At 47.2% G+C, this 20,287-nt stretch carries 15 protein-coding genes; 10 read left to right on the top strand and 5 right to left on the bottom strand.

All coding sequences use genetic code 11. The annotated features are described in order from the left end of the window. Positions 1-79: 79 nt before the first annotated feature. From NSS94_RS17815 to NSS94_RS17795, 5 genes are all read left to right on the top strand, one after another. Entirely contained in the window at positions 80-6,838 is a 6,759-nt protein-coding gene (locus NSS94_RS17815) for a WIAG-tail domain (protein ID WP_341039807.1), read from the top strand. Positions 6,839-6,995: 157 nt separating this feature from the next. Then, a complete protein-coding gene (locus NSS94_RS17810; protein ID WP_341039805.1) occupies positions 6,996-7,508 on the top strand; it encodes a hypothetical protein in 513 nt (170 codons plus the stop codon). Between the two features lie 168 nt (positions 7,509-7,676). Further along, positions 7,677-8,387, top strand: a complete 711-nt coding sequence (locus tag NSS94_RS17805; RefSeq protein ID WP_039272977.1) for a response regulator transcription factor — start codon at positions 7,677-7,679, stop codon at positions 8,385-8,387. Positions 8,388-8,389: 2 nt separating this feature from the next. After that, the gene (locus NSS94_RS17800) at positions 8,390-9,769 is read left to right on the top strand and encodes a HAMP domain-containing sensor histidine kinase (protein WP_340932890.1); all 1,380 of its coding nucleotides are present in this window, start codon (positions 8,390-8,392) and stop codon (positions 9,767-9,769) included. Positions 9,770-9,983: 214 nt separating this feature from the next. After that, positions 9,984-11,051 carry an ABC transporter ATP-binding protein gene (locus tag NSS94_RS17795; protein ID WP_029515635.1) on the top strand — a complete coding sequence of 356 codons (1,068 nt, stop codon included), beginning with the start codon at positions 9,984-9,986 and terminating at the stop codon, positions 11,049-11,051. A 147-nt stretch (positions 11,052-11,198) separates the two neighbouring features. On the opposite strand, the gene NSS94_RS17790 is transcribed toward NSS94_RS17795, so the two are convergent. Next, positions 11,199-12,482 (bottom strand): pectate lyase family protein, encoded by a 1,284-nt coding sequence (locus tag NSS94_RS17790; protein ID WP_029515634.1) that lies wholly within the window; start codon positions 12,480-12,482, stop codon positions 11,199-11,201. Positions 12,483-12,862: 380 nt separating this feature from the next. Here NSS94_RS17790 and NSS94_RS17785 point away from each other — a divergent pair, with 380 nt between their 5' ends. After that, a complete protein-coding gene (locus tag NSS94_RS17785) occupies positions 12,863-13,600 on the top strand; it encodes a cyclase family protein (protein ID WP_023989797.1) in 738 nt (245 codons plus the stop codon). Between the two features lie 161 nt (positions 13,601-13,761). Here NSS94_RS17785 and NSS94_RS17780 read toward each other — a convergent pair whose 3' ends face one another. Further along, positions 13,762-14,175: a DUF4183 domain-containing protein gene (locus NSS94_RS17780; protein ID WP_013311418.1), complete on the bottom strand. Its 414-nt coding sequence runs from the start codon at positions 14,173-14,175 to the stop codon at positions 13,762-13,764. Between the two features lie 446 nt (positions 14,176-14,621). On the opposite strand from NSS94_RS17780, the gene NSS94_RS17775 reads away from it, so the two are divergent. Then, on the top strand, positions 14,622-15,263 hold the full coding sequence (locus tag NSS94_RS17775; protein WP_080658569.1) for a DUF4183 domain-containing protein: 642 nt from the start codon (positions 14,622-14,624) through the stop codon (positions 15,261-15,263). On the opposite strand, the gene NSS94_RS17770 is transcribed toward NSS94_RS17775, so the two are convergent. Further along, the gene (locus tag NSS94_RS17770) at positions 15,241-15,420 is read right to left on the bottom strand and encodes an oxidoreductase (RefSeq protein ID WP_341039803.1); all 180 of its coding nucleotides are present in this window, start codon (positions 15,418-15,420) and stop codon (positions 15,241-15,243) included. The two genes, NSS94_RS17775 and NSS94_RS17770, sit on opposite strands and share 23 nt — an antisense overlap. Positions 15,421-15,702: 282 nt before the next feature. Between NSS94_RS17770 and NSS94_RS17765 the strand changes: the two genes are divergently transcribed. After that, entirely contained in the window at positions 15,703-16,287 is a 585-nt protein-coding gene (locus NSS94_RS17765; protein WP_029515631.1) for a TetR/AcrR family transcriptional regulator, read from the top strand. Positions 16,288-16,361: 74 nt separating this feature from the next. Continuing rightward, positions 16,362-16,943, top strand: coding sequence for an NAD(P)H-dependent oxidoreductase (locus tag NSS94_RS17760; protein WP_029515630.1), 582 nt, complete (start codon positions 16,362-16,364; stop codon positions 16,941-16,943). Positions 16,944-17,088: 145 nt separating this feature from the next. Here the strand turns inward: NSS94_RS17760 and NSS94_RS17755 are convergent, their stop codons facing one another. Together NSS94_RS17755 and NSS94_RS17750 are read right to left on the bottom strand one after the other, a co-directional pair. After that, positions 17,089-17,418 (bottom strand): hypothetical protein, encoded by a 330-nt coding sequence (locus tag NSS94_RS17755; RefSeq protein ID WP_029515629.1) that lies wholly within the window; start codon positions 17,416-17,418, stop codon positions 17,089-17,091. 215 nt (positions 17,419-17,633) lie between these two features. Continuing rightward, positions 17,634-18,827, bottom strand: a complete 1,194-nt coding sequence (locus NSS94_RS17750) for a glycoside hydrolase family 5 protein (protein ID WP_165149591.1) — start codon at positions 18,825-18,827, stop codon at positions 17,634-17,636. A 378-nt stretch (positions 18,828-19,205) separates the two neighbouring features. On the opposite strand from NSS94_RS17750, the gene NSS94_RS17745 reads away from it, so the two are divergent. Further along, a complete protein-coding gene (locus NSS94_RS17745; protein ID WP_341039801.1) occupies positions 19,206-20,228 on the top strand; it encodes a substrate-binding domain-containing protein in 1,023 nt (340 codons plus the stop codon). Positions 20,229-20,287 lie beyond the last annotated feature (59 nt).

Here is a 20,287-nt window from a genome sequence, read left to right as displayed (position 1 = left end):
AATCTCTGTACAGGGTGGCAAGTGCCTAAGGGTCTGCATATGATGCTGTAACGATAAACATGAGAAGGGAGAGAGCTGCTTGAAGAACAAGAGCCGAAAAACCAACAGAAACAAAAAGCCGCTCTATCGTGTAATTGACCCGGATATGAATGAGTTAAGTATGATACAACGCTCAAAACCACTGCCTGCGGAGAGGGAGACAGAAGCAAGACTTCATCAAGTTGCTTCTCCGCCTCCCCCAACTACAGAGGAGTCGGAGCTAAAGACAGTTGTCGAGCCTGAAGTCGAGGCTCTGCACGAGAAAGAAATTGAGGTTGCAGATGTTGAGGAGACTCCAGCTTTGATGGAAGAACCCCCACTGCCAGAGCTAGAGCCAGAGCCAGAGATAGAGCTAGAGCCGGAACCAGAACCAGAACCTGATCCAATTGATGTGGAAGAAATTTTGAACAATAAGAAGGCTCCGCATGTAAACAATGCTTTCATCTATACAGACGATTTGAGTGATTTCGCTGTGACAGGTGAAAAGATCGCTCCCGCTTCCATAGATTCCAGCAAGCTGAAACAAGAGAGTATCCAAACGGAATTTCTAGCAGATTATGCTGTTCATACAATTAAAATAGCTGACGGTGCTGTGACTGCTTCGAAGATTGCTCCCGACTCCATTACGGTCGAGCATCTGTCAGACGCATCAGTGGCAGGCAGTAAATTGCAGGATCGCTCTATTAGTGGTGAAAAACTTCGTGATGGCAGCATCACTCCAGAAAAGCTGGCGGATAAAATTATCAGCGGCGATCATATTGCCAATGGCTCGATTGAAAGCCGTCATTTCAAGCAATGGATCGTGTCTTCAGATATGCTTCAAGATCAGTCGGTCACCTCCGATAAAATTCGCAGCGGTACGATTCAATCGAACAATTTGGCGAATGAAGCTGTTGATAGCTCCAAGCTGGGCGATCAGTCTGTGACCACCTCCAAATTGCGGGATGGGGCTGTGGATGGAACTAAAATCCAGGCAGGCAGCATTGAGAGCGCGCACCTGACCGAGCATGCCGTTCATGCAAGGCATTTGGCCCCCGGTTCGATTAATCGCAAGCAGCTATCCGACGGAATTGTGGGCAGGGAACAATTGGAGGAAGGTGTTGTCAGCGGGCGTCATCTGGAGTCTGAGGCAGTCACCAGTACGCACATTCAGGCAGGAGCGATTGAAAGAAAGCATCTCAGTCCTGGCTCCATCGGGGAAGAGCAGCTTGGAACGGGCCAAGTAACAGCCCGGCATATCGCGGATCGGAGTATTCAATCCAATAAACTGGCAGATCAGTCTGTAGGCTCATTGCAGATTGTTGATCAATCCGTCACTTCATCCAAAATATCGGATCAGAGCATTCTCCCACACAAAATTGCCGATGAGGCAGTACTTACCAGACATATTGCAACAGCAGCCATACAAGGACCTCAGATTTCTCCAGAGGCAGTTTCTTCCGTGCATCTTCAATCCGAAATTATTCGGAAAGATCATATTGCACCAGAGGCGGTTACGGAGCAACATTTGCATTCCGGGGCTGTGACAAGCGAGAAAATAGGGAAGGGTGCAGTTCTGGATTACCATGTGGCGAATCAGGCTATCAAGGAAAATCACATCGCTTCGAGCGCTATTAAGTCTGACAAAATCGCTGACGAGGCGGTTATAGAAACTAAAATTGGCACAGGGGCGGTAACCGGAAATAAAGTTGCGTCTCAAGCCATTACCCACGTACACATTGCAACGGGAGTAATCCGTGAAAACCACCTTGCCGACAACAGTGTGGGCGGAAAGGCGTTACAGGCTCAATCGGTGGATTCAACCCATTTGGCCCAGAGCTCTGTACAGAGCAAGCATCTTGGGGAAGACAGTGTCGGAACCGCGGCGTTGCAAGAACAGTCCGTTACCGCAGACATACTAGGCGAAGGCGCTGTTCATACCGCGCATTTGGCCAGTGGTGCGGTATACTCCCACCATTTACAGGATCATGCCGTTACTTCGTTGAAACTATCGCCGGAAAGTGTGGCTACGGATAAAATTAATGATTTGGCGATTACTGCGCCTAAGCTAGCTGAGGGCAGTGTCACTTCCTCCAAGCTGTCTGCTCGTTCGGTGCAGCCATGGCATATTACGGATAAAGCAGTACTGAGCAACCATCTGGCTGTTGAAGCAGTGGAGGCGAATCATCTGGCGCCGGAATCCGTCACCTCCAACCATTTGCAGTCTGCTTCGGTCCAAACCAAACATCTCGCCCCAGATAGTGTGTCCGGCCATGCACTTCAGTCGGAAAGCGTCACTTCCGAGAAGTTAGCGGCTCGGGCTGTGCAGGCTTCCAACCTGGCGGAAAACAGCGTGGGACCTGGGCATTTGGCTGCACAGGCCGTACAAACCAGACATTTGGCCGCAGGATCAGTAGAGGACACGATATTAGCCCAGAATGCTGTGAAGTCTGAGCATCTTACAGCAGAATCCATCCAATCCGAGCATTTGCAAAGCGGGATCATTCAGGGAGAGCATATTGCATTGCAGGCTATAGCGACTCAAGCCATACAGGATGAAGCGGTTACCTCTGCCAAACTATCAGAGGAAAGTGTAACCTCTACCAAGTTGTCAGCCCATGCAGTGCAGTCCGGGCATATTATGGATGAAGCTGTACAAAGCAACCATTTGGCCGTGGCGGTTGTGGACTCGACCCATCTGGCATCTGGAGCGGTCACCTCGGTGCACCTACAGGCCTCCTCGGTGCTAACGAGACATTTGGCTCCGGATAGTGTGTCCGGTCGTGCACTTCAAGCGGAAAGTGTAACCTCGGAAAAGCTGGCAGCCCGCTCGGTACAAGGAATGAACCTTGCAGAAGGCAGTATCGGCCCTTCACATCTATCTGTGCAGTCCGTACACACGCGGCATTTGGCAGCTGGAGCGGTACAGGATAGAGTGCTGGCAGAGGGAGCGGTGAAGTCCGTGCACATTGCCCCGGAATCGATCCAACCACACCATCTGCATACTGAAATCATTCAGGGCGAGCATATTGCATCCCAGGCCATTTCGACCGATGCTTTACAAGATGAGTCTGTGACATCTGACAAATTGGCAGATGAGGGCGTGACTGCCGCCAAGCTGTCGGCCCATTCCGTACAGTCGTGGCACATTACAGACGAAGCAGTGCAAGGAAATCATTTGGCAGCAGAATCCATCCAGTCGAACCATCTGGCACCGGAAAGTGTCACTTCAGCCCACTTGCAGTCTTCGTCAGTGCTCACGAGCCATCTGGCCCCGGATAGTGTGTCCGGCCGTGCGCTACAAGCGGAAAGCGTCACCTCGGAAAAGCTGGCAGCCCACTCGGTGCAAGGAATGAATCTTGCGGAAGACAGCGTCGGCCCGTCACATTTGTCAGCACAGTCGGTACACGCCCGGCATTTGGCAACTGGCGCAGTACAGGATACAACGCTGGCAAAGGGAGCAGTGAAGTCGGTACACATTACCGCGGGGTCAATCCAGCCACATCACCTGCACACAGGAAGCATTCAGGGCGAGCATATCGCATCCCAGGCCATATCGACCGATGCTTTGCAGGATGCGTCTGTTACCTCCGATAAATTGGTGGATGAGGGTGTGACTTCCGCCAAGCTGGCGGTCAACTCGGTACAGCCGTGGCACATTACAGACGAAGCAGTGCAAGGAAATCATTTGGCAGCAGAATCCATCCAGTCAAGCCATCTGGCTTCCGAATCCGTTACCTCTCGCCATTTGCAGGCTTCCTCAGTGCTTACGAGTCATCTGGCGCCAGATAGTGTATCCGGTCGTGCACTACAGGCGGAAAGCGTCACCTCAGAAAAGCTGGCAGCGCGCTCGGTACAAGGGACGAATCTTGCGGAAGGCAGCATCGGACCGTCACATCTGTCTGCACATTCCGTACACAGCCGGCATCTGGTAGCCGGAGCGGTACAGGATAGAGCGTTGGCAGAGGGAGCAGTGAAATCCGTGCATATCGCTCCAGAATCAATCCAATCACACCATTTGCACCCTGGAACCATTCAGGGCGAGCATCTGGCATCTCAGTCGATATCGACTGATGTTTTACAGGATGAGTCTGTGACATCTGATAAATTGGCCGATGAGGGTGTGACTGCCACTAAGTTGTCGGCTCACTCGGTACAGCCGTGGCACATTACAGATGAAGCAGTGCAAGCTAATCATTTGGCAGAAGAGGCCGTTCAATCGAGTCATCTGGCGCCGGAATCTGTCACCTCAGCCCACTTACAGTCTTCGGTGATACTTGCGAGTCATTTGGCGCCGGATAGTGTATCCGGTCTTGCGCTACAAGCGGAAAGCGTCACTTCGGAAAAGCTGGCAGCACGCTCGGTACAAGGGACGAATCTTGCGGAAGGCAGCGTCGGTCCTTCGCATTTATCTGCACAGTCGGTACACACTCAGCATTTGGCAGTCGGCGCTGTGCAGGATACAGCGCTAGCTGAGGGGGCAGTGAAGTCAGTACACATTGCCCCGGAATCCATCCAGCCGCATCACCTGCACCCTGGAACTATTCAGAGCGAGCATCTGGCATCCCTGTCGATATCGACCGATGTATTACAGGATGAGTCCGTTACGTCTGATAAATTAGCGAATGAGGGTGTGACTGCTGCCAAACTGTCGGCTCACTCGGTACAACCGTGGCACATTGCGGACGAAGCAGTGCAAGCCAATCATTTGGCAGAAGAGACCATCCAGTCGAGCCATCTGTCACCGGAATCTGTCACTTCTGCCCACTTGCAGTCTTCGGCGGTACTTGCGAGCCATCTGGCCCCGGATAGTGTGTCTAGCCGTGCGTTACAAGCAGAAAGCGTCACCTCGGAAAAGCTGGCGGCACGCTCGGTGCAAGCGACGAATCTCGCGGAAGGAAGCGTCGGCCCTTCACAATTGTCTGAGCATGCCGTACACCCCCGGCATTTGGCACCTGGTGCAGTACAGGACAGAGCGCTGGCAGAAGGGGCAGTGAAATCCGTGCATATCGCACCGGAGTCCGTCCAGTCGCATCATCTGCAAATGGGAACCATTCAGGGTGTGCATATCGCCTCACAAGCAATACCGACCGATGCTTTGCAGAATGAGTCCGTTACGTCCGACAAACTGGCGGATGATGGCGTGACTGCCGCCAAGCTGTCTGCTCACTCAGTCCAGCCATGGCACATTACAGACGAAGCGGTGCAAGCCAATCATTTGGCAGAAGAGGCCGTCCAGTCGAGCCATCTGGCTCCTGAATCCGTCACCTCTGATCATTTGCAGGCTTCCTCGGTATTTGCGAGACATCTGGCCCAGGACAGTGTGTCAGGTCGTGCGCTTCAAGCAGAAAGCATCACCTCGGAAAAACTGGCGGCACGCTCGGTGCACGCGACGAATCTCGCGGAAGGAAGTGTTGGTCCTTCACAGCTGTCTGAGCATGCCGTACACCCTCGGCATTTGGCACCCGGTGTTGTACAGGACAGAGCGCTGGCAGAGGGGGCGGTGAAGTCCGTGCATATCGCACCGGAGTCTATTCAACCGCACCATCTGCATCTTGGAACTATTCAAGGTGTGCATATCGCCTCACAAGCAATATCGACCGATGCTTTGCAGAATGAGTCCGTTACGTCCGACAAACTAGCGGATGATGGCGTAACTGCCGCTAAAATATCTCCTCATTCGGTCCAGCCGTGGCACATTACAGACGAAGCGGTGCAAGCCAATCATTTGGCAGAAGAGGCCGTCCAGTCGAGCCACCTGGCTCCTGAATCGGTCACCTCTGATCATTTGCAGGCTTCGGCAGTGATGACTCGGCATATTGCGCCGGGGAGTATATCGGTTCACGCGCTCCAGGCAGGCAGCGTGAACGCTGAGAAGCTTGCACTTCGGGCGGTGCGTGCTTCGAATTTGGCAGAAGCCAGCATAAACTCCGTGCATTTAACGGAGCATGCCGTACACGCTCAGCATTTGGCCGAGGGGGCGATCCAAGGGTCCGCACTGGCAGAAGGCGTGGTGCAGTCCAGGCATATCGCGCTGGATTCAGTCCAGTCGGAGCATCTGCAAGCAGGGGCTATTCAACCACAGCATGTAGGCTGGCAGGCGGTGGTTGAGGATGCTATACAAGAAGGAGCGGTAACATCCAGCAAGCTGGCAGATGGAACGGTACAGTCCCGTCATGTGGCTGAGGAGGCTATTGAGAGCCACCACATTGGAGAGGAAGTTATTGATTCGCATCACCTAAAAGCAGGCTCAGTGACACGAGCTCAGCTGTCCACAGATATTCATCTCTCGGGACTTTTGCCAGAGGAAGGTATCAGTGGCGACAGACTTCAGGCAAACAGTATATCTCGAAACCATCTGCAAGCTCAGGCCGTCGACAGCGAGGTGCTGAGCCCGGGAGCTGTGGGAGCAGAGCATCTGCAGGCCGCTGCGGTACAAAGCCATCATGTGGCAGAGCAGAGCATTGAAGGCCATCATCTGGTGGAAGGCACTGTAGGCTCACGTGAGTTGGAGCTGAACGCAGTGAAGCCGGAGCATTTGAGCATCACTCCGGTTCGTACGTGTGCGAATCAGCCCGCATTGCAGCAGTTCGGCAGAGCGCCGTTTCTTTTGAAAGGCAGTGAAGGAGAGACGGAAGTGACCATTGTATTCGGGGAGCCTTTTGTAAACCCGGACTACACATTAGTAGCGATGACGAACCACCCTCTCTTTCATGCGACGCTGAAATCTCAGACGCCGAATGGAGCAGTGATCGTCGTAACCAAGTGGAACGAAACCGCGCATAACTACGGTATTATTTCCTGGATCGCCATTGGCTAGTGAAGCCGGTTATTGTAAAACTCATAGCGTGCAGACTCATGTATTTTCTAAATACAGAGCTGCACACTTTTTCATATACTTTTCACACATTTGCTCCACAATTATGCCGAATTCTCCTGATAAGCTAAAGATACTTTAAAGGAGAGGTGATTCAATCATGAAAAAATGGACTAAAAATGCAGCAGCCGTATTGACCGTAGTAAGTGTACTGGGAGGAGCAAGCAGCGCATTCGCCGCTACAGCAACAACGACTCCAGCGAGCACTGCACCAGTAACCAAAGCTCCTGCGGTTATGACACCAGCTACCAAAACACCGGCAAAAGCACCTGTGACGAAAGCACCTGTGGTAAAAACACCTGTGGTAAAAACACCGGTTAAAAAAGCTGTAACAGCTCATAAAACAACAACCAAAGCAAAGAAAGCCCCTGCCAAAAAATCCGTTGCGAAAAAAGTGGCAAGCCACAAAACAAAAGCAGTGAAAGGGCAGCACCGTACAGTTAAACATCATGCCAAAAAACATAATGTTGTTAAACACAAAGCAACAGCTCATAAAACTCGTACACATCATGTCGTAGCTAAAAAAGTGACCCACAAAACTCCAGTTAAAAAAGCAGTCCCAGCAAAAACAGCTCCAAAAGCAGCAGCCAAAGTAGTAACAACCAAGAAATAAGTTTGATGCGTAGTTAGCACTCAGCTCGCCTGGCATATACAGCAGCGATTCATGATAAGAAAGACGGGACCGGGAACGGTATACCCGTCTTTTGTCTATTCTGCTAGGCTTCTGTTAAGCTTAAAGAGAGGATGGAAGCATCCAGAACAACGGCAAGGGGTTAAGGCCATGACAAAAATAGTAGTAGTGGATGACGATGTGTTCATTCTGCAATTAATATCTGAATATTTGAAAAAAGAATCCTACGAGGTGACTTCCTTTTCCAGCGGTAAAACACTGGTAGAGCATATCCGTATGAACCGTCCGGATTGTCTCGTTCTTGATATTATGATGCCTGGCATTGATGGGCTTTCTCTACTGACTCAGCTTCGTGAGTTTACGGAAATGCCGATCATTATGATCTCTGCCCGTGGAGAAGAGAACGACCGTATTCACGGGCTGGAGCTGGGCTGCAGCGATTTTTTGACCAAGCCCTTTAATCCAAGGGAGTTGGTAGGAAGGGTCAAAGCGATGCTGAGACTGAGCAAGGCCGGAATGTCTGCATCGGACGATAGGCAAGCGGCAGAAAACGCAGATCTATGCCATGCGGGCAATCTGTGTATTTTTGCTGACTTTCGTAAAGTCACAGTGGACGGACAAGAGCTGAATTTAACCTCACGTGAATTCGATCTGTTGCTGTTTCTTGCGAATCATCTGGAAAGACCTTTTGGCAGGGAACATCTGATTCAGCAGGTGTGGAGCTATGATTTTATAGGTGATGTGAGAGTCGTGGATGATCTGGTCAAACGGATTCGTAAAAAGTTAGCTGAATATCACTCTACGCTCGTCATTAACACCGTATGGGGTTTCGGATATAAAGCAACGGTTCAGGAGTTGTAATCATGCGTACGATGAGAGCTAAAATACTGCTTTCCCTGTCCATCGCCATGCTTATTACCGTCTGTATTACGGTGGTTTTATTCGTTAGGCTTATCGACGACATTCTGGTGAATCAAGCCAAATCCAAACTTCATGAGCAGGCACGCAAAGCCGTCCATATTATGAGCGATGGAGGCTTTGATCGACTGGATAATGCTGAATTTAACTATGTTATCAAGGGCGTGCTTTTATCTACCGATTACTTTATTTTAAGCACGGATAACCACATCATCGACTCAAGCGTTTCTGGAATGGAAGGCAAAAAGATCGAACATTTGCTTTTGATCCGCCAGGGATTTTTTGCATCGGTTCATCCGTCTGCCCAGGATCTGACCGCTACACATGAAGGGGTGGCTGTGCTTCAAGGTAAAAAGGTACTGTTTACGAATGAAGAATTGCCCGGACAACCTTTTCGTATTTTTGTATACTCACCTTTATCTTCTTTGAGAGCCCTGTATGTACCGTTAATGAGAACCACATTACTGTCTATCATCGCGGGTTTTTTAGTGATTCTCGTCATTGGTCTGATGGTGGTCTCACGTCTGGTGCGTCCGCTCAAACGATTGAAGGAGGCGGTTGGCAACTATGAGCCGAATCAGCCGCAGGATAGTGATTTTCCGCAGGCGGATAAAAGTGAGATTGGCGAGCTGATCGGCACCTTTCACTCCATGTCCGCCCGTATTCAGCAGCACCATCACGGTCAAATTGAATTTCTACAAAATGTATCTCACGAGCTAAGGACACCGTTAATGTCGATTCAAGGCTATGTATATGCCATACAGGATCAAGTGGTATCCCAGGACGAGGGACTGAGTATCATCAAAGTGCAGTCCCAGCGGTTAATTGACATGGTGGAAAAGCTGCTGCAGCTATCGAGGCTGGAGGCGCTGAATGAAGAGTGGCCTGTCTCTCTGGTTGATCTTAGAAGCATGGCGGAGGATGCTGTTCATCTATTGATGCCGGTGGCTGCTGAACGTTCTATCTCGCTCCGAGTGGAGGGAGAGGGTCTGCATGTGGCCGTTCCGGCCGAGCAATTGTTCCGCATGATATTGAATTTGCTGCAAAATGCAGTTCGGCATACCTCTGCAGAGGTTGTCATTCATTTGGAGACAGGGACAACACCGGAGGTTGTATGGGTTATGCATGTGGATGATGATGGGGAAGGGCTGACCGAACAAGAGGCAACCGAGGTGTTCGGAAGATTCTATGCGGGCTCGAATGGTGTCACAGGTCTTGGATTGGCTATTTGTCGTCAAATTGCTACCCGGTTGAATGGAGAACTACTCTGCACACGTTCGCCATTGGGTGGAGCACGCTTCAGCTATATCCAGCGCATGTTATAAATGAGTACAAAAATGGTTAAAAATGATCGTTTTTTCGGAGAAACATTTCATTTATCTAACATCGAATGGAAGTTTTTCGGTGATATTTGAGATATAGCTTGACTGGTAGGTACTAAACTGAGTAAAATTAATCGTATATACCTTGACTCATGGACGTCGTTTTTTTAGATAGTGGTCAATAATAGTGATGAATAATAAATGAAAGAGTGATGAGATGAACCGCCTTTTGGAAGTGAAGGACTTAACGATATCTTTCAAGACCCGCCAGGGACTAGTGCAGGCCATTCGTGGCGTAAACTTTCATGTCAATAAAGGAGAGACGCTGGCGATTGTGGGCGAATCCGGCTCAGGTAAAAGCGTAACCTCACAAGCTGTTATGAAGTTGATTCCGACCCCTCCGGGCATTTATCAAAAGGGTCAAATTATGTTTGACGGACAAGAGCTGATTAATAAAACGGAAAAGCAGATGCAAAAAATTCGTGGTAAGGAAATTGGCCTGATTTCTCAGGACCCAATGACTTCACTTAACCCGACGATGAAAGTGGGCAAGCAGATCACGGAAGTGCTTTTCAAGCATGAAAAAATATCCAAGGATGCTGCTCGCAAGCGGGGTATTGAGTTGCTGAATCTAGTAGGTATTCCACATCCTGAACAGCGTTTTAACCAATATCCGCATGAATTTAGTGGCGGTATGCGTCAACGTGTCGTCATTGCGATGGCATTGGCTGCTAATCCGAAACTTTTGATTGCCGATGAGCCGACGACTGCGTTGGACGTAACGATTCAAGCTCAAATTTTGGAACTGATGAAAGATCTTCAGAAAAAGATTGATACTTCCATCATCTTTATTACTCATGACCTCGGTGTTGTAGCGAAGATGGCTGATCGCGTTGCCGTTATGTACGCAGGACAAATCGTGGAAACAGGTACGGTTAATGAAATTTTCTACAACCCGAAACATCCATATACATGGGGCCTTCTCGCCTCTATGCCAAGTTTGGACAGCCATGGTCAGAAGCTGGCAGCTATTCCGGGAACACCTCCGGATCTGCTTCACCCACCTGTAGGGGATGCTTTTGCAGCTCGCAGTTCTTATGCTATGAAAATTGACTTTGAGAAAGAGCCTCCACTCTTTCAATTATCCGATACGCATTTTGTAAAATCATGGTTGCTGCATCCAGATGCGCCAGCTGTTGAGCCACCAGATGCGGTAAAGGCTAAGCTTCGCAAGCTGGATAACGCATTTGAAAAGCCGGTTTTGGTAGAACAATACGGTAGTTAATGTGCGCTATAATTTGTAATTAAACAAATGAAAAATAAAAAAAGGGCTGTTCTCTCCGTGTGGAATCATTCTACGGAGGAAGCAGCCTTTTTGGTGTAAAATCGCAGGTTGTATGCGTCTGCGGTTATTTGTGTTAACGGGCAGTGTTTACAGCTTACCAGAGCCAGCTTGGGAAGTGACTTCTGCCTTCACACTGGCGGATGGGGAAATTTTATCGTTCAGCGATGGTTTCCAGCCTACAGAGGAGCTAAGACCCGCACTGGAGCCTGCATTAACAGCCTGTCCATTCAGGATTGTGCCCGTATCTGACAGGGCAGTTCCACCAAAGACAGTCACGATTTTAGCTGCAGATAAACCGGCAACGTCAATAACATTGTTTTCGGCGAAGATTTTGGAGGATTTACCTGCGCCCCATATATACAGTGAAGGATATTCGGAGCGTTTTACATCACCTGTATAGTAATTGTTGTACAGATGGACTTGTCCATACCGCACGCGTGGTGTGCGTTGTACCGTGTTTTCATAATAATTGTGATGCAGGGTTACACGTAAAGTCCCTTCATCTGCTGTTTTACTGTCGCTGTTGCCAATAATCGATGATTTATCATGATCGTAAAAATGATTGTAAGAAACCGTAACCAGATCGCCCTGGTTAATCACATCGAGAAGCCCATCATGATGCTGGTATTCTTGACCGTAAAAGGAGCCGTTTTGGCTATCTGGGTGAGATCCATCATTGAAGGTATTGTGGTCTACCCATACATGTGTGGCGCCGTTAATTGTAATGCTGTCATATTCCGAATTCCAATTGCCTGTGCTGCCGTCCGTTGGGTCCCATTGAGGAAAATAATCGTAGGCATCCTGGAACTCAATATTACGGATAATGACATTATCTGTCCCTTTTTTTAGTTGAAGGTTCGCGCCGTTAATGACGGCATTGCTACCCTGACCGACAATCGTTGTATTAGAAGGAATCTCAATGACGACACGACTGGCCTGATTTTTTTGTGAAGCCTCACGTGCCTTTTCCAATGTGCCGGACGGAGCCTTTTTACCCCAAGTGGATGGGTCATAAGCTTTGAGGTAGGCGTCAAAATCATATTTAGAGTCCTTGTAATCGTTCAATCCCAACGGCTTGTTATTGTCATCGACGTTGGCGTTGATCGTGCCTTTGACATAAATGATTTTAGGCGTACTATTGCTGTTTTTGCCCAAAGCATCGACTAATTGCTTGCGATTCGTTACGGTGAAAATATTAGAAGAAGAGGCTGCAGCTCCGCCTGTTGTGCCTGTAGAAAAGGCTGCCCAACCGTTTTTGTTACCAAGCGTTTCTTTACCAATATCGCTGGCTGCATGAGCAGGTGAACCAAGAGGGGACAGGGTAGTGAATAGCAGAGCTGCTGCAATTCCGAGTGAAAATCTCTTTTTCATAAAATACCTCCGTATATTGGATGAATAGAGTAGACAAACGAAGGGAGTCCCGGGTGCTCCTGTGGTTTCTACATTTTCTATCATACTTCGTGTTCCAGTATTTGTTAATATAATAAAAGTTACATACTAAAATTTTTGTCGAATTTTTTATATAATTCAATAGACCCCTACTTTTTCCAATCAAGACGTATATGTAATAATGAAAACGTTAACAATCACACGGAATAGGAAATGTATATATGAATATATGGAATTGTTTTTGTGTTTTTTCTCAAAATGTTAACGATTTCAATCTATACATTCTGGAAGGTCGATTTATAGATTTTTGCAGAATCCTCAGGTAAAATGGCTTGTAATAAAGCTGAGGAGGAATGGGCATCATGGCAGAGCATTTAGCAGATATCTTGAAGTTGTTGAAGCAAAAAGAGTGGGTAGATTTGTCCCACGCTTTTTATCCTGAAATCCCTCATTTTCCAGTATTCGATAATGTTCAGGTGGATACCCTGTTTACCCACGACGATGGCTTTTTTGTAAAACAATACTGCTTTCCAGGTCAGTATGGGACTCACATTGATGCACCCGTTCATTTTGTGAAGGGCAAACGTTACTTGCATGAGCTTTCATTGAAGGAGCTGGTTTTGCCGCTCGTTGTCATTGACCGTTCAGCAGCCGTTGCAGCCAATTCTGACTATGAACTTACGGTTGCGGATATTTTGGACTTTGAGAAAGAGCATGGACGCATTGCTGATCAGTCCTTTGTCGCTTTTCGCAGTGATTGGAGCAAACGTTGGCCTGATTCAGATGCCTTCTCGAACAAGGATGACGCCGGAGATGCACACTGTCCGGGCTGGTCGCTAGAGGCGCTACGCTTTTTGGTAGAAGAACGGAATGTGGCTGCCATTGGACATGAAACGCTAGATACGGATTCTTCTGTAGCTTATCGCAAAGCTGGCAAGCTGGTAGGGGAATATTACATATTGGAGCAGGATCGGTATCAAGTTGAGGTGCTGACAAATTTGGACAAGTTGCCCCCGACGGGCGCGGTCATATATAATATCGTTCCGAGCATTCAAGATTCCCCCGGATTTCCAGTGCGCTCCTTTGCTATTTTGCCTTAATCATACAGTACCCAGTCATTTGAAAACGATTGTATATTCATCTTGAGCTTAAAAGACCGATTCAGATATCGACATCTGAATCGGTCTTTTCTAGCTTATACGGGGTAATGTACAGTGTGAATGACCGTTCAGTCCATCTTGAATCAAAAGGATGAAACGTCTTAAGTGATAATTGTTACGGTAGGGGCAGAGATGGTGGGCTGAGTTGATATGGTGGAGGTTGTGCCGCTAAAATCAGATATTTCTATGACAGCGGGGACACCTGGTGTAATATCTACAGAGGCAATGACCAGACTTGCCGTGGTCAGGGTGAATAAGGAGCTCTGCTGAATAACTCCATTAATATAATAATTAGCAGAATCAGTAGCCGTTAATGTTGGTAAAGCAACTACTGGAGCGTCGGCGTCATCTACGAAGCTTGCAGCAGGAATAGTTGTTGTTGTTGCTCCGATCATCCCGGCTGTAATTGTTGCAAAAAAACGAGTCACGGCTGGGGTTACAGTCGTGCTTATGGCACCACCAGTTGCTACGGGAGCAGTAGCTACTGCTGTGTACACAGGTTTTATGATGGGCATAGTTTTCATCTCCTTTCTTTACTGGTATGAGCCATTCGGTGGCTCTTAATCAATAAATGATTTCTCAACCTATTCGGAAACGGCATATTAACCTTTCTATTAATAATAGGGTGAATGGAGAAGGCCTATTTTGCTACAAATACAGATGGAAGCGAATACTTGGAATCGGCATCCTACAAATGCCTAAAACCCTAAAGGGGGATATGCATACAATACATAAATAAGCATGTGAGAAGGAGGTGTATACGACTGGTATGAGGAGACGCGATTCATCACTAAGAAGGCAAGGAAAGAGAACCGTACATTGCAAGATCAACAAACGTAAAAAGTGTAAAACAAGTTATTCACTCAAAGGTAGAACAAAAACGGGGTTCCATACCAAAAAGCATCCAAAGCTAATCATGCAACGGAGATGTAGAAATACTCCTACCAAGCGGAGGCGGAGAATGGGCAAGACGGGAAAGCCGGGTGTTCCAGGTTCGGCAGGAGCACAGGGTATTCCTGGTTTGACAGGGAAGCAAGGCGAAGCCGGGTTAACAGGGGTACAAGGTATTCCAGGTTTAGCAGGAGCACAAGGCATACCGGGAACTGCGGGAACACCGGGAGTCCAAGGAATACCAGGAATACAGGGTCCAGCAGGAACACGGGGAGCGCCAGGTCCGGCTGGCGTCCAAGGTAGTTCAGGTGCAACAGGTGCACCCGGCCCTACTGGAGCACAGGGCATAGCGGGCCCAACCGGAGCCCAAGGAATAACAGGCCCAACCGGTCCGGCAGCTGACATTTCAAATATTGAAATTATACCCATAGCCGAGCGATATTTTTATTTTGCACCTGCTACAATTGAGTCTTCAATCACGATTATGGCGGATCAATTTTCTGTAGATGGTGTACAGGAGCCCTTTCAGCGGTTTAATGTCGGAAGCAACAGTTATGCCAATCTATACATTAATGGAATGATACAAGAAAGCACATTGTATAGACTGACACCTGAATCGCTGACGATTCGCCTTAACGAAGGGGAGGCAATTTCCTCCGGCACACCTATTATTGTGGAAATTGTTCAATTTAGTGTGCGAGCCAGTGGATGATACTGTTCGCGGTGAGGCAACCCAGAGGCAGATACAGCTGTTTTTGGGGCAACGAGCCTTTGCGTCCGACATGCCAAAGCTGAAGACCGGCCTTGGAGCCTTGGTTATGGATGGCGTGCACAATTTTTTGCAGCGGGGAAATGTGCTCGTCGCTCATATGCCAAGACTGCCTGAGTCTTTTCCCTGCTGGGTGACTGCATGCACCTTAAGCATAATGAGTCCCGCCTGCCCGAGCGCCCGTTTTATTCGATTACATATCTATTTTATATGAATAAAATGTGGCGATACACGTATCATTAATTGTATTTATGATCATTCACTTATAAAAACATGGTATTTAGGTTTAATACAATATATTTCAAATGAAAGTATGAAGACAGAATGAGCCTGCATAAAAATATAATTTGCATTTTAGTTAGTTATCACTTACTATAATTTTATGAACAAGAAAACACATATAGACAGCAAAAAGAAAGATATTCTGCAGGCAGCGATGTGCTTATTTGCAACCAAAGGAATTGACGGGATTTCAGTCAAAGAAATTGGAGAGGCTGCCGGTGTGACGGATGCCGCGATTTATAAGCATTTTAAGAGTAAAGATGCGATGGCCTTGGAAGTATTTGGGCAGTATTGCAATAGCTACACCACCTTAATTGACTTCTATCGCAAGCAGAGTGGGAACTTCGTTAGTCGTTTCCATCAACTGGTGGATGAAGTGCTGAATATGCATGATGAGGACCAGTATGGTTTGCTTCTACTATCACAGCATCATGAGCTGTATGTTGAAGCAAGCCAGAGCCAGAATGTGCGTCAGCCGCTGGAGGCGTTGACTGAATTCATCGAACAGGGGATTCAACAAGGTGAACTGCCGAAGCAGGATGCTCAGCTATCCGGTGTGCTCATCATTGGAGCTATTACACGCTTGTCCGTATCCAGCCTGGAAGGTGAACTTCCACAGCAGTTGGTTCCATTTGCAACAGAGGTCAAACAACGTTTAACAGCTTTATTAAGTAAAGGTCAGTAGTGACCTTTTCTTTTTAAATATAAAGTTAGTGTTTTCTAACTAAAATCATAATGTGAAGATAGGAAGTGGCTTATATGTCTAAAAAAATATTGGTGATTCAAGGGAATCCAGTCGCTGGCAGTTATGGAGAAGCGTTGGCTCAATCCTATGTAAAAGGAGCGAAGGCTGCAGGAGCAGAGGTTCGTTTGTTGCAGTTATCCGCGTTGGATTTTAACCCAAATCTATTAGGTGGATATCGTAATAAATTGCCGCTGGAACCTGATTTGATCCAAGCACAGGAGTCGATTAAATGGGCAGAACATCTTGTTTTTGTCTTTCCAATCTGGTGGGGCAGCTTGCCTGCATTAATGAAAGGCTTCATTGACCGTACCATTATGCCGGGGTTTGCGTTTAAGTATCAAAAAGGAAAATCCTTGCCTGACAAGCTTCTAAAAGGAAGAACAGCTCGCCTCATTACAACGATGGACGGTCCGCACTGGTACTACCGATTTTTCCAGGGACAGCCTGGGCATCGGATGATGAAGGATTCCACGCTGCATCTATGTGGTGTCAAACCAGTGCGTTCTACGACCATTGATCTTATGAATAAGTTATCGGATCAGCAGCGCAACGATTGGCTGAGCAAGGTGGAGCAGCTAGGTCGAAGCATGAGCTAGGTGTTCCCCTGACCCAAACCCATTGGCCTACAGGTAAACCATAGCGGTATCTGAGCATAATCGACCTGCGAGAAGGAAAAAGACCGCAATGGGAGCAACTAGCTCGCATTGCGGTGTTCGGAATAGCTTATGTTTGCAATCAACGTTAAATAAATATCGATGCAACGATTAAAATAAATCCGATCGCTAGACCGGCAGGGCCCCAATAATGCATAGGGATAAAAAACAGACTGTGCTGGGTTCCCATTCGATAGCGTTGTCCCGTTTCCATATCAACTAGCACTTTGTCCGAGTCGGAGTTGAGTGCTTTTCCCAAATACCAGATAATAACTCCCGACACAATGAACACAAAAGCCATTGGCAGCCGGGAATCTATGGAGTCAAGCCCTAGAGCGGATACTAAACTACCGACAATAACAAATAAAATCCCTGGAATAATAATATTTAAAATACCAAAACCCTTCCAAATAATCACATGAATACTTCCTTTCTAAATTAAAATCCAACATATGTATTTATCGGTTGAAAGAGAGATTTAGTTTACAAAATGGCCCATTCAATGGGGAATTTACAATGTGTAAAACTGGAAGAACAAAAAAAGCCGTTTCTCCACATCTTCATAGCCCAGCATAATCTGGCCTGAAGGAGGAAAATCGGCTTTTTTAATTAAGTGAAGTTGAAGGCCTGTGCCTATTCGGCTGCTGCTTCCGCTTGCTGGGCTACGGAAACAACAGGCTTCATAATTCGACCCAGCATATCTTGCTTCGGACGATTCCAGGTAGTCCAGTCATCCAGCAGCAGACCGCCTGTGTCGCCGCTATTCGGATTCAGGGACCAGTACGTAAAGTACAGGTTGTTGGCACCAATATAGTCAACAAGCGCATTTTGCCATTTCCCCTCAGGGGAGGACAAATCAACATTACGGCCGCCGAATTCACCAACCAGCACCGGTGCTATGTTTTGTTTGCTGATGTAGCCCCAGGTTTGATCCCAGATCGCTGGCAGGTTGGACGGGAAGGCCGGGTCGTTGAACCATGGCTGCGAAGACACACCAGGGCCGTAATCATGTGGAGAATATACGACACGGTTCGGTACGTCCAGAACGACAGGATAGTTGGCTACACCTGTCAGGTTGCCACCCCACCAGTATTGGCTATTGTTGCCTTGTACATTGTGGTCTACACCTTCTACGAGAATCAGCCAATTTGGATTCACGGATAGAATCGCATTCCCTGCACGTTGTGCCGCCAGACGCCAGTCTGTTGAGGCATTGCCTGTACCCCAGCTTGCTTGACCGTGTGGCTCGTTGTGCAAATCCGCACCAATGACGGTGGGGTTGTTTTTATAACGGTCAGCCAACATTTTCCAGTCACTAATCCAGCGAGACTCAGGGTACTGGGATGTGTACCACAGCTCGGATTGCCCGCCTGAGCCTGGACGGTGACGGTCAAGGATAATCTGAATACCGCGTTGTCCAGCTTTTTCGATCAGCTTGTCCATAATTTGAATCGGAGTTAACCCGACTAGATCAGGGTTTTTGTGATAATCAATACTGTCTGGACGGGAACTGGAATCGAACAACTGATTGCTGTAAGGCAGACGAATCAGATTGTAGCCTTCTTTCTTCACCTGATCCAGCATGTCGTCCATTGAGCGACTCCACAGTCCATGCAAGGTGTAATTAGGAGTTTCCAGACCGAACCAGTTCAGGCCGTTAAATGCCGCTTCTTTCCCGGATTCGTCTACAATCTTGTTTCCTTGGGTGTGATAATATCCTTTCACACTGGCTGCATCTGCAGAAACGGGTGTATAGCCATACAGTGTGAAGCCCATTACGAGGGAGGCAATGACGAAAAATGTTTTTTTTAATCCTTTTTTCTTCATAATTCTGCTTCCTCCTTTATTTAAAAGAATTTGTAACCGATTACATTTTTATTTTATGTTCAAATCTTCCATCAAACAAGTTCATAAAATTCGTATATTTCTAAGATTTCGTTCGAAATCAATAGATTTATAACAACGGATTATCAAGCTAAGTAGGAAAGTTCCTCTTGTAAAAGATTCGTGAAGGAGTTTCCACCCCGTATTTTTGGCCGCGCTTGTATATGAGGTAGAGGCACGCTCTAACTCTTTTTTTATTATATTTTCCTGCTGTAAAAGAAGGTATATAATAAAGTGAAATTCACTTTACATACAGGTTGCAGAATATATATATTTGAAAATTAACATGCCTGACATGCAGAAAAAGAAAGGAGGGTAACTATGGTAACAACGATGAAGGAAGTTGCAGAACGTGCCGGGGTGTCGAAGAGTACAGTTTCGCAGTTTCTGCAAAAGAGATACAACTATATGAGTGAAAACACCAAGAAGAAGATCGAGCAAGCGATTGAGGATCTCAGTTATATACCCAATGAGGTGGCACGTAGTCTCAAGCAGAAGAAGACCTTCATTGTGGGGGTTATTTCTTCAACCATTTTATCGAGATTTACAACAGAAGTCGTGCGTGCCATTGAAGATGAATGCCAACTGGAAAATGTCCAGGTCATTGTCTGCAATACCGATGATGATTCGCTAAAAGAGAAAAAGTATGTCCAGTCGATGATTGCTCGGCAAGTGGATGGACTTATCATTTTCCCGACGGAAGAGAACAAGAAATTATATGTTTCCCTTGCCAAGAATGGCTATCCCTTCGTGTTTGTGGACCGAAAAATCGATGAAATCAGCGTAGATACGGTGCTATTGAATAATGAAAAGGCCAGCGAGCTTGCGGTTGAAGCACTCATTGAGCATGGTCATAACAACATTGGGATTATCACGTTCCCCTTAGGCAAAAAAGCGATCACCACACGAAGTGAGCGACTGTCAGGTTATCGAAATACGTTGGGTAAACATGACATACCCGTGAATGAAAACTATATCAAAAGCGGCAGGTTGGATGAAATGCCCAATCTGATTGGACAACTATTTCACATGGAGAATCCGCCCACTGCAATTATTGCTACGAATGACATGATTTTGGAGCAGGTGCTGATTTATGCAAAAAATAATCATCTGACCATACCTAATGACTTTTCCTTGATTGGTATAGATGATGTATCCTTTGCGTCTTTTTATAATCCGCCGATCACAACCGTTTCCCAGCCGAGTTTTGAAATGGGGAAAAGGAGTGCCAGGCTACTGCTGGAGAAAATTGATCAAAAAGAACAGGATCATGAGGAGCTGTCAGAAATCATCCGTATGAATCCGGTCATCAACCACAGAGAATCGGTCCTAAAGCTGAACTGAATGTTTGAATAAGTCCTTTTCTTTTTTTTTGAAAACGTTTTTATGAATTCTATTGTAAA

It is taken from the genome of Paenibacillus sp. FSL L8-0644 (genome assembly GCF_038008165.1).
GTDB classification, from domain to species: Bacteria; Bacillota; Bacilli; order Paenibacillales; family Paenibacillaceae; genus Paenibacillus; species Paenibacillus polymyxa_D.
Note: the sequence above shows the minus strand (reverse complement) of the source record. Positions and strands in the feature narration are given on the sequence as shown.

Bases quoted from the DNA above. Each gene is read 5' to 3' on its own strand.
- NSS94_RS17810 (WP_341039805.1), top strand. From the start codon at position 6,996: ATGAAAAAATGGACTAAAAATGCAGCAGCCGTATTGACCGTAGTAAGT.
- NSS94_RS17805 (WP_039272977.1), top strand. From the start codon at position 7,677: ATGACAAAAATAGTAGTAGTGGATGACGATGTGTTCATTCTGCAATTA.
- NSS94_RS17800 (WP_340932890.1), top strand. From the start codon at position 8,390: ATGCGTACGATGAGAGCTAAAATACTGCTTTCCCTGTCCATCGCCATG.
- NSS94_RS17795 (WP_029515635.1), top strand. From the start codon at position 9,984: ATGAACCGCCTTTTGGAAGTGAAGGACTTAACGATATCTTTCAAGACC.
- NSS94_RS17790 (WP_029515634.1), bottom strand. From the start codon at position 12,482: ATGAAAAAGAGATTTTCACTCGGAATTGCAGCAGCTCTGCTATTCACT.
- NSS94_RS17785 (WP_023989797.1), top strand. From the start codon at position 12,863: ATGGCAGAGCATTTAGCAGATATCTTGAAGTTGTTGAAGCAAAAAGAG.
- NSS94_RS17780 (WP_013311418.1), bottom strand. From the start codon at position 14,175: ATGCCCATCATAAAACCTGTGTACACAGCAGTAGCTACTGCTCCCGTA.
- NSS94_RS17775 (WP_080658569.1), top strand. From the start codon at position 14,622: ATGGGCAAGACGGGAAAGCCGGGTGTTCCAGGTTCGGCAGGAGCACAG.
- NSS94_RS17770 (WP_341039803.1), bottom strand. From the start codon at position 15,420: ATGAGCGACGAGCACATTTCCCCGCTGCAAAAAATTGTGCACGCCATC.
- NSS94_RS17765 (WP_029515631.1), top strand. From the start codon at position 15,703: ATGAACAAGAAAACACATATAGACAGCAAAAAGAAAGATATTCTGCAG.
- NSS94_RS17760 (WP_029515630.1), top strand. From the start codon at position 16,362: ATGTCTAAAAAAATATTGGTGATTCAAGGGAATCCAGTCGCTGGCAGT.
- NSS94_RS17750 (WP_165149591.1), bottom strand. From the start codon at position 18,827: ATGAAGAAAAAAGGATTAAAAAAAACATTTTTCGTCATTGCCTCCCTC.
- NSS94_RS17745 (WP_341039801.1), top strand. From the start codon at position 19,206: ATGGTAACAACGATGAAGGAAGTTGCAGAACGTGCCGGGGTGTCGAAG.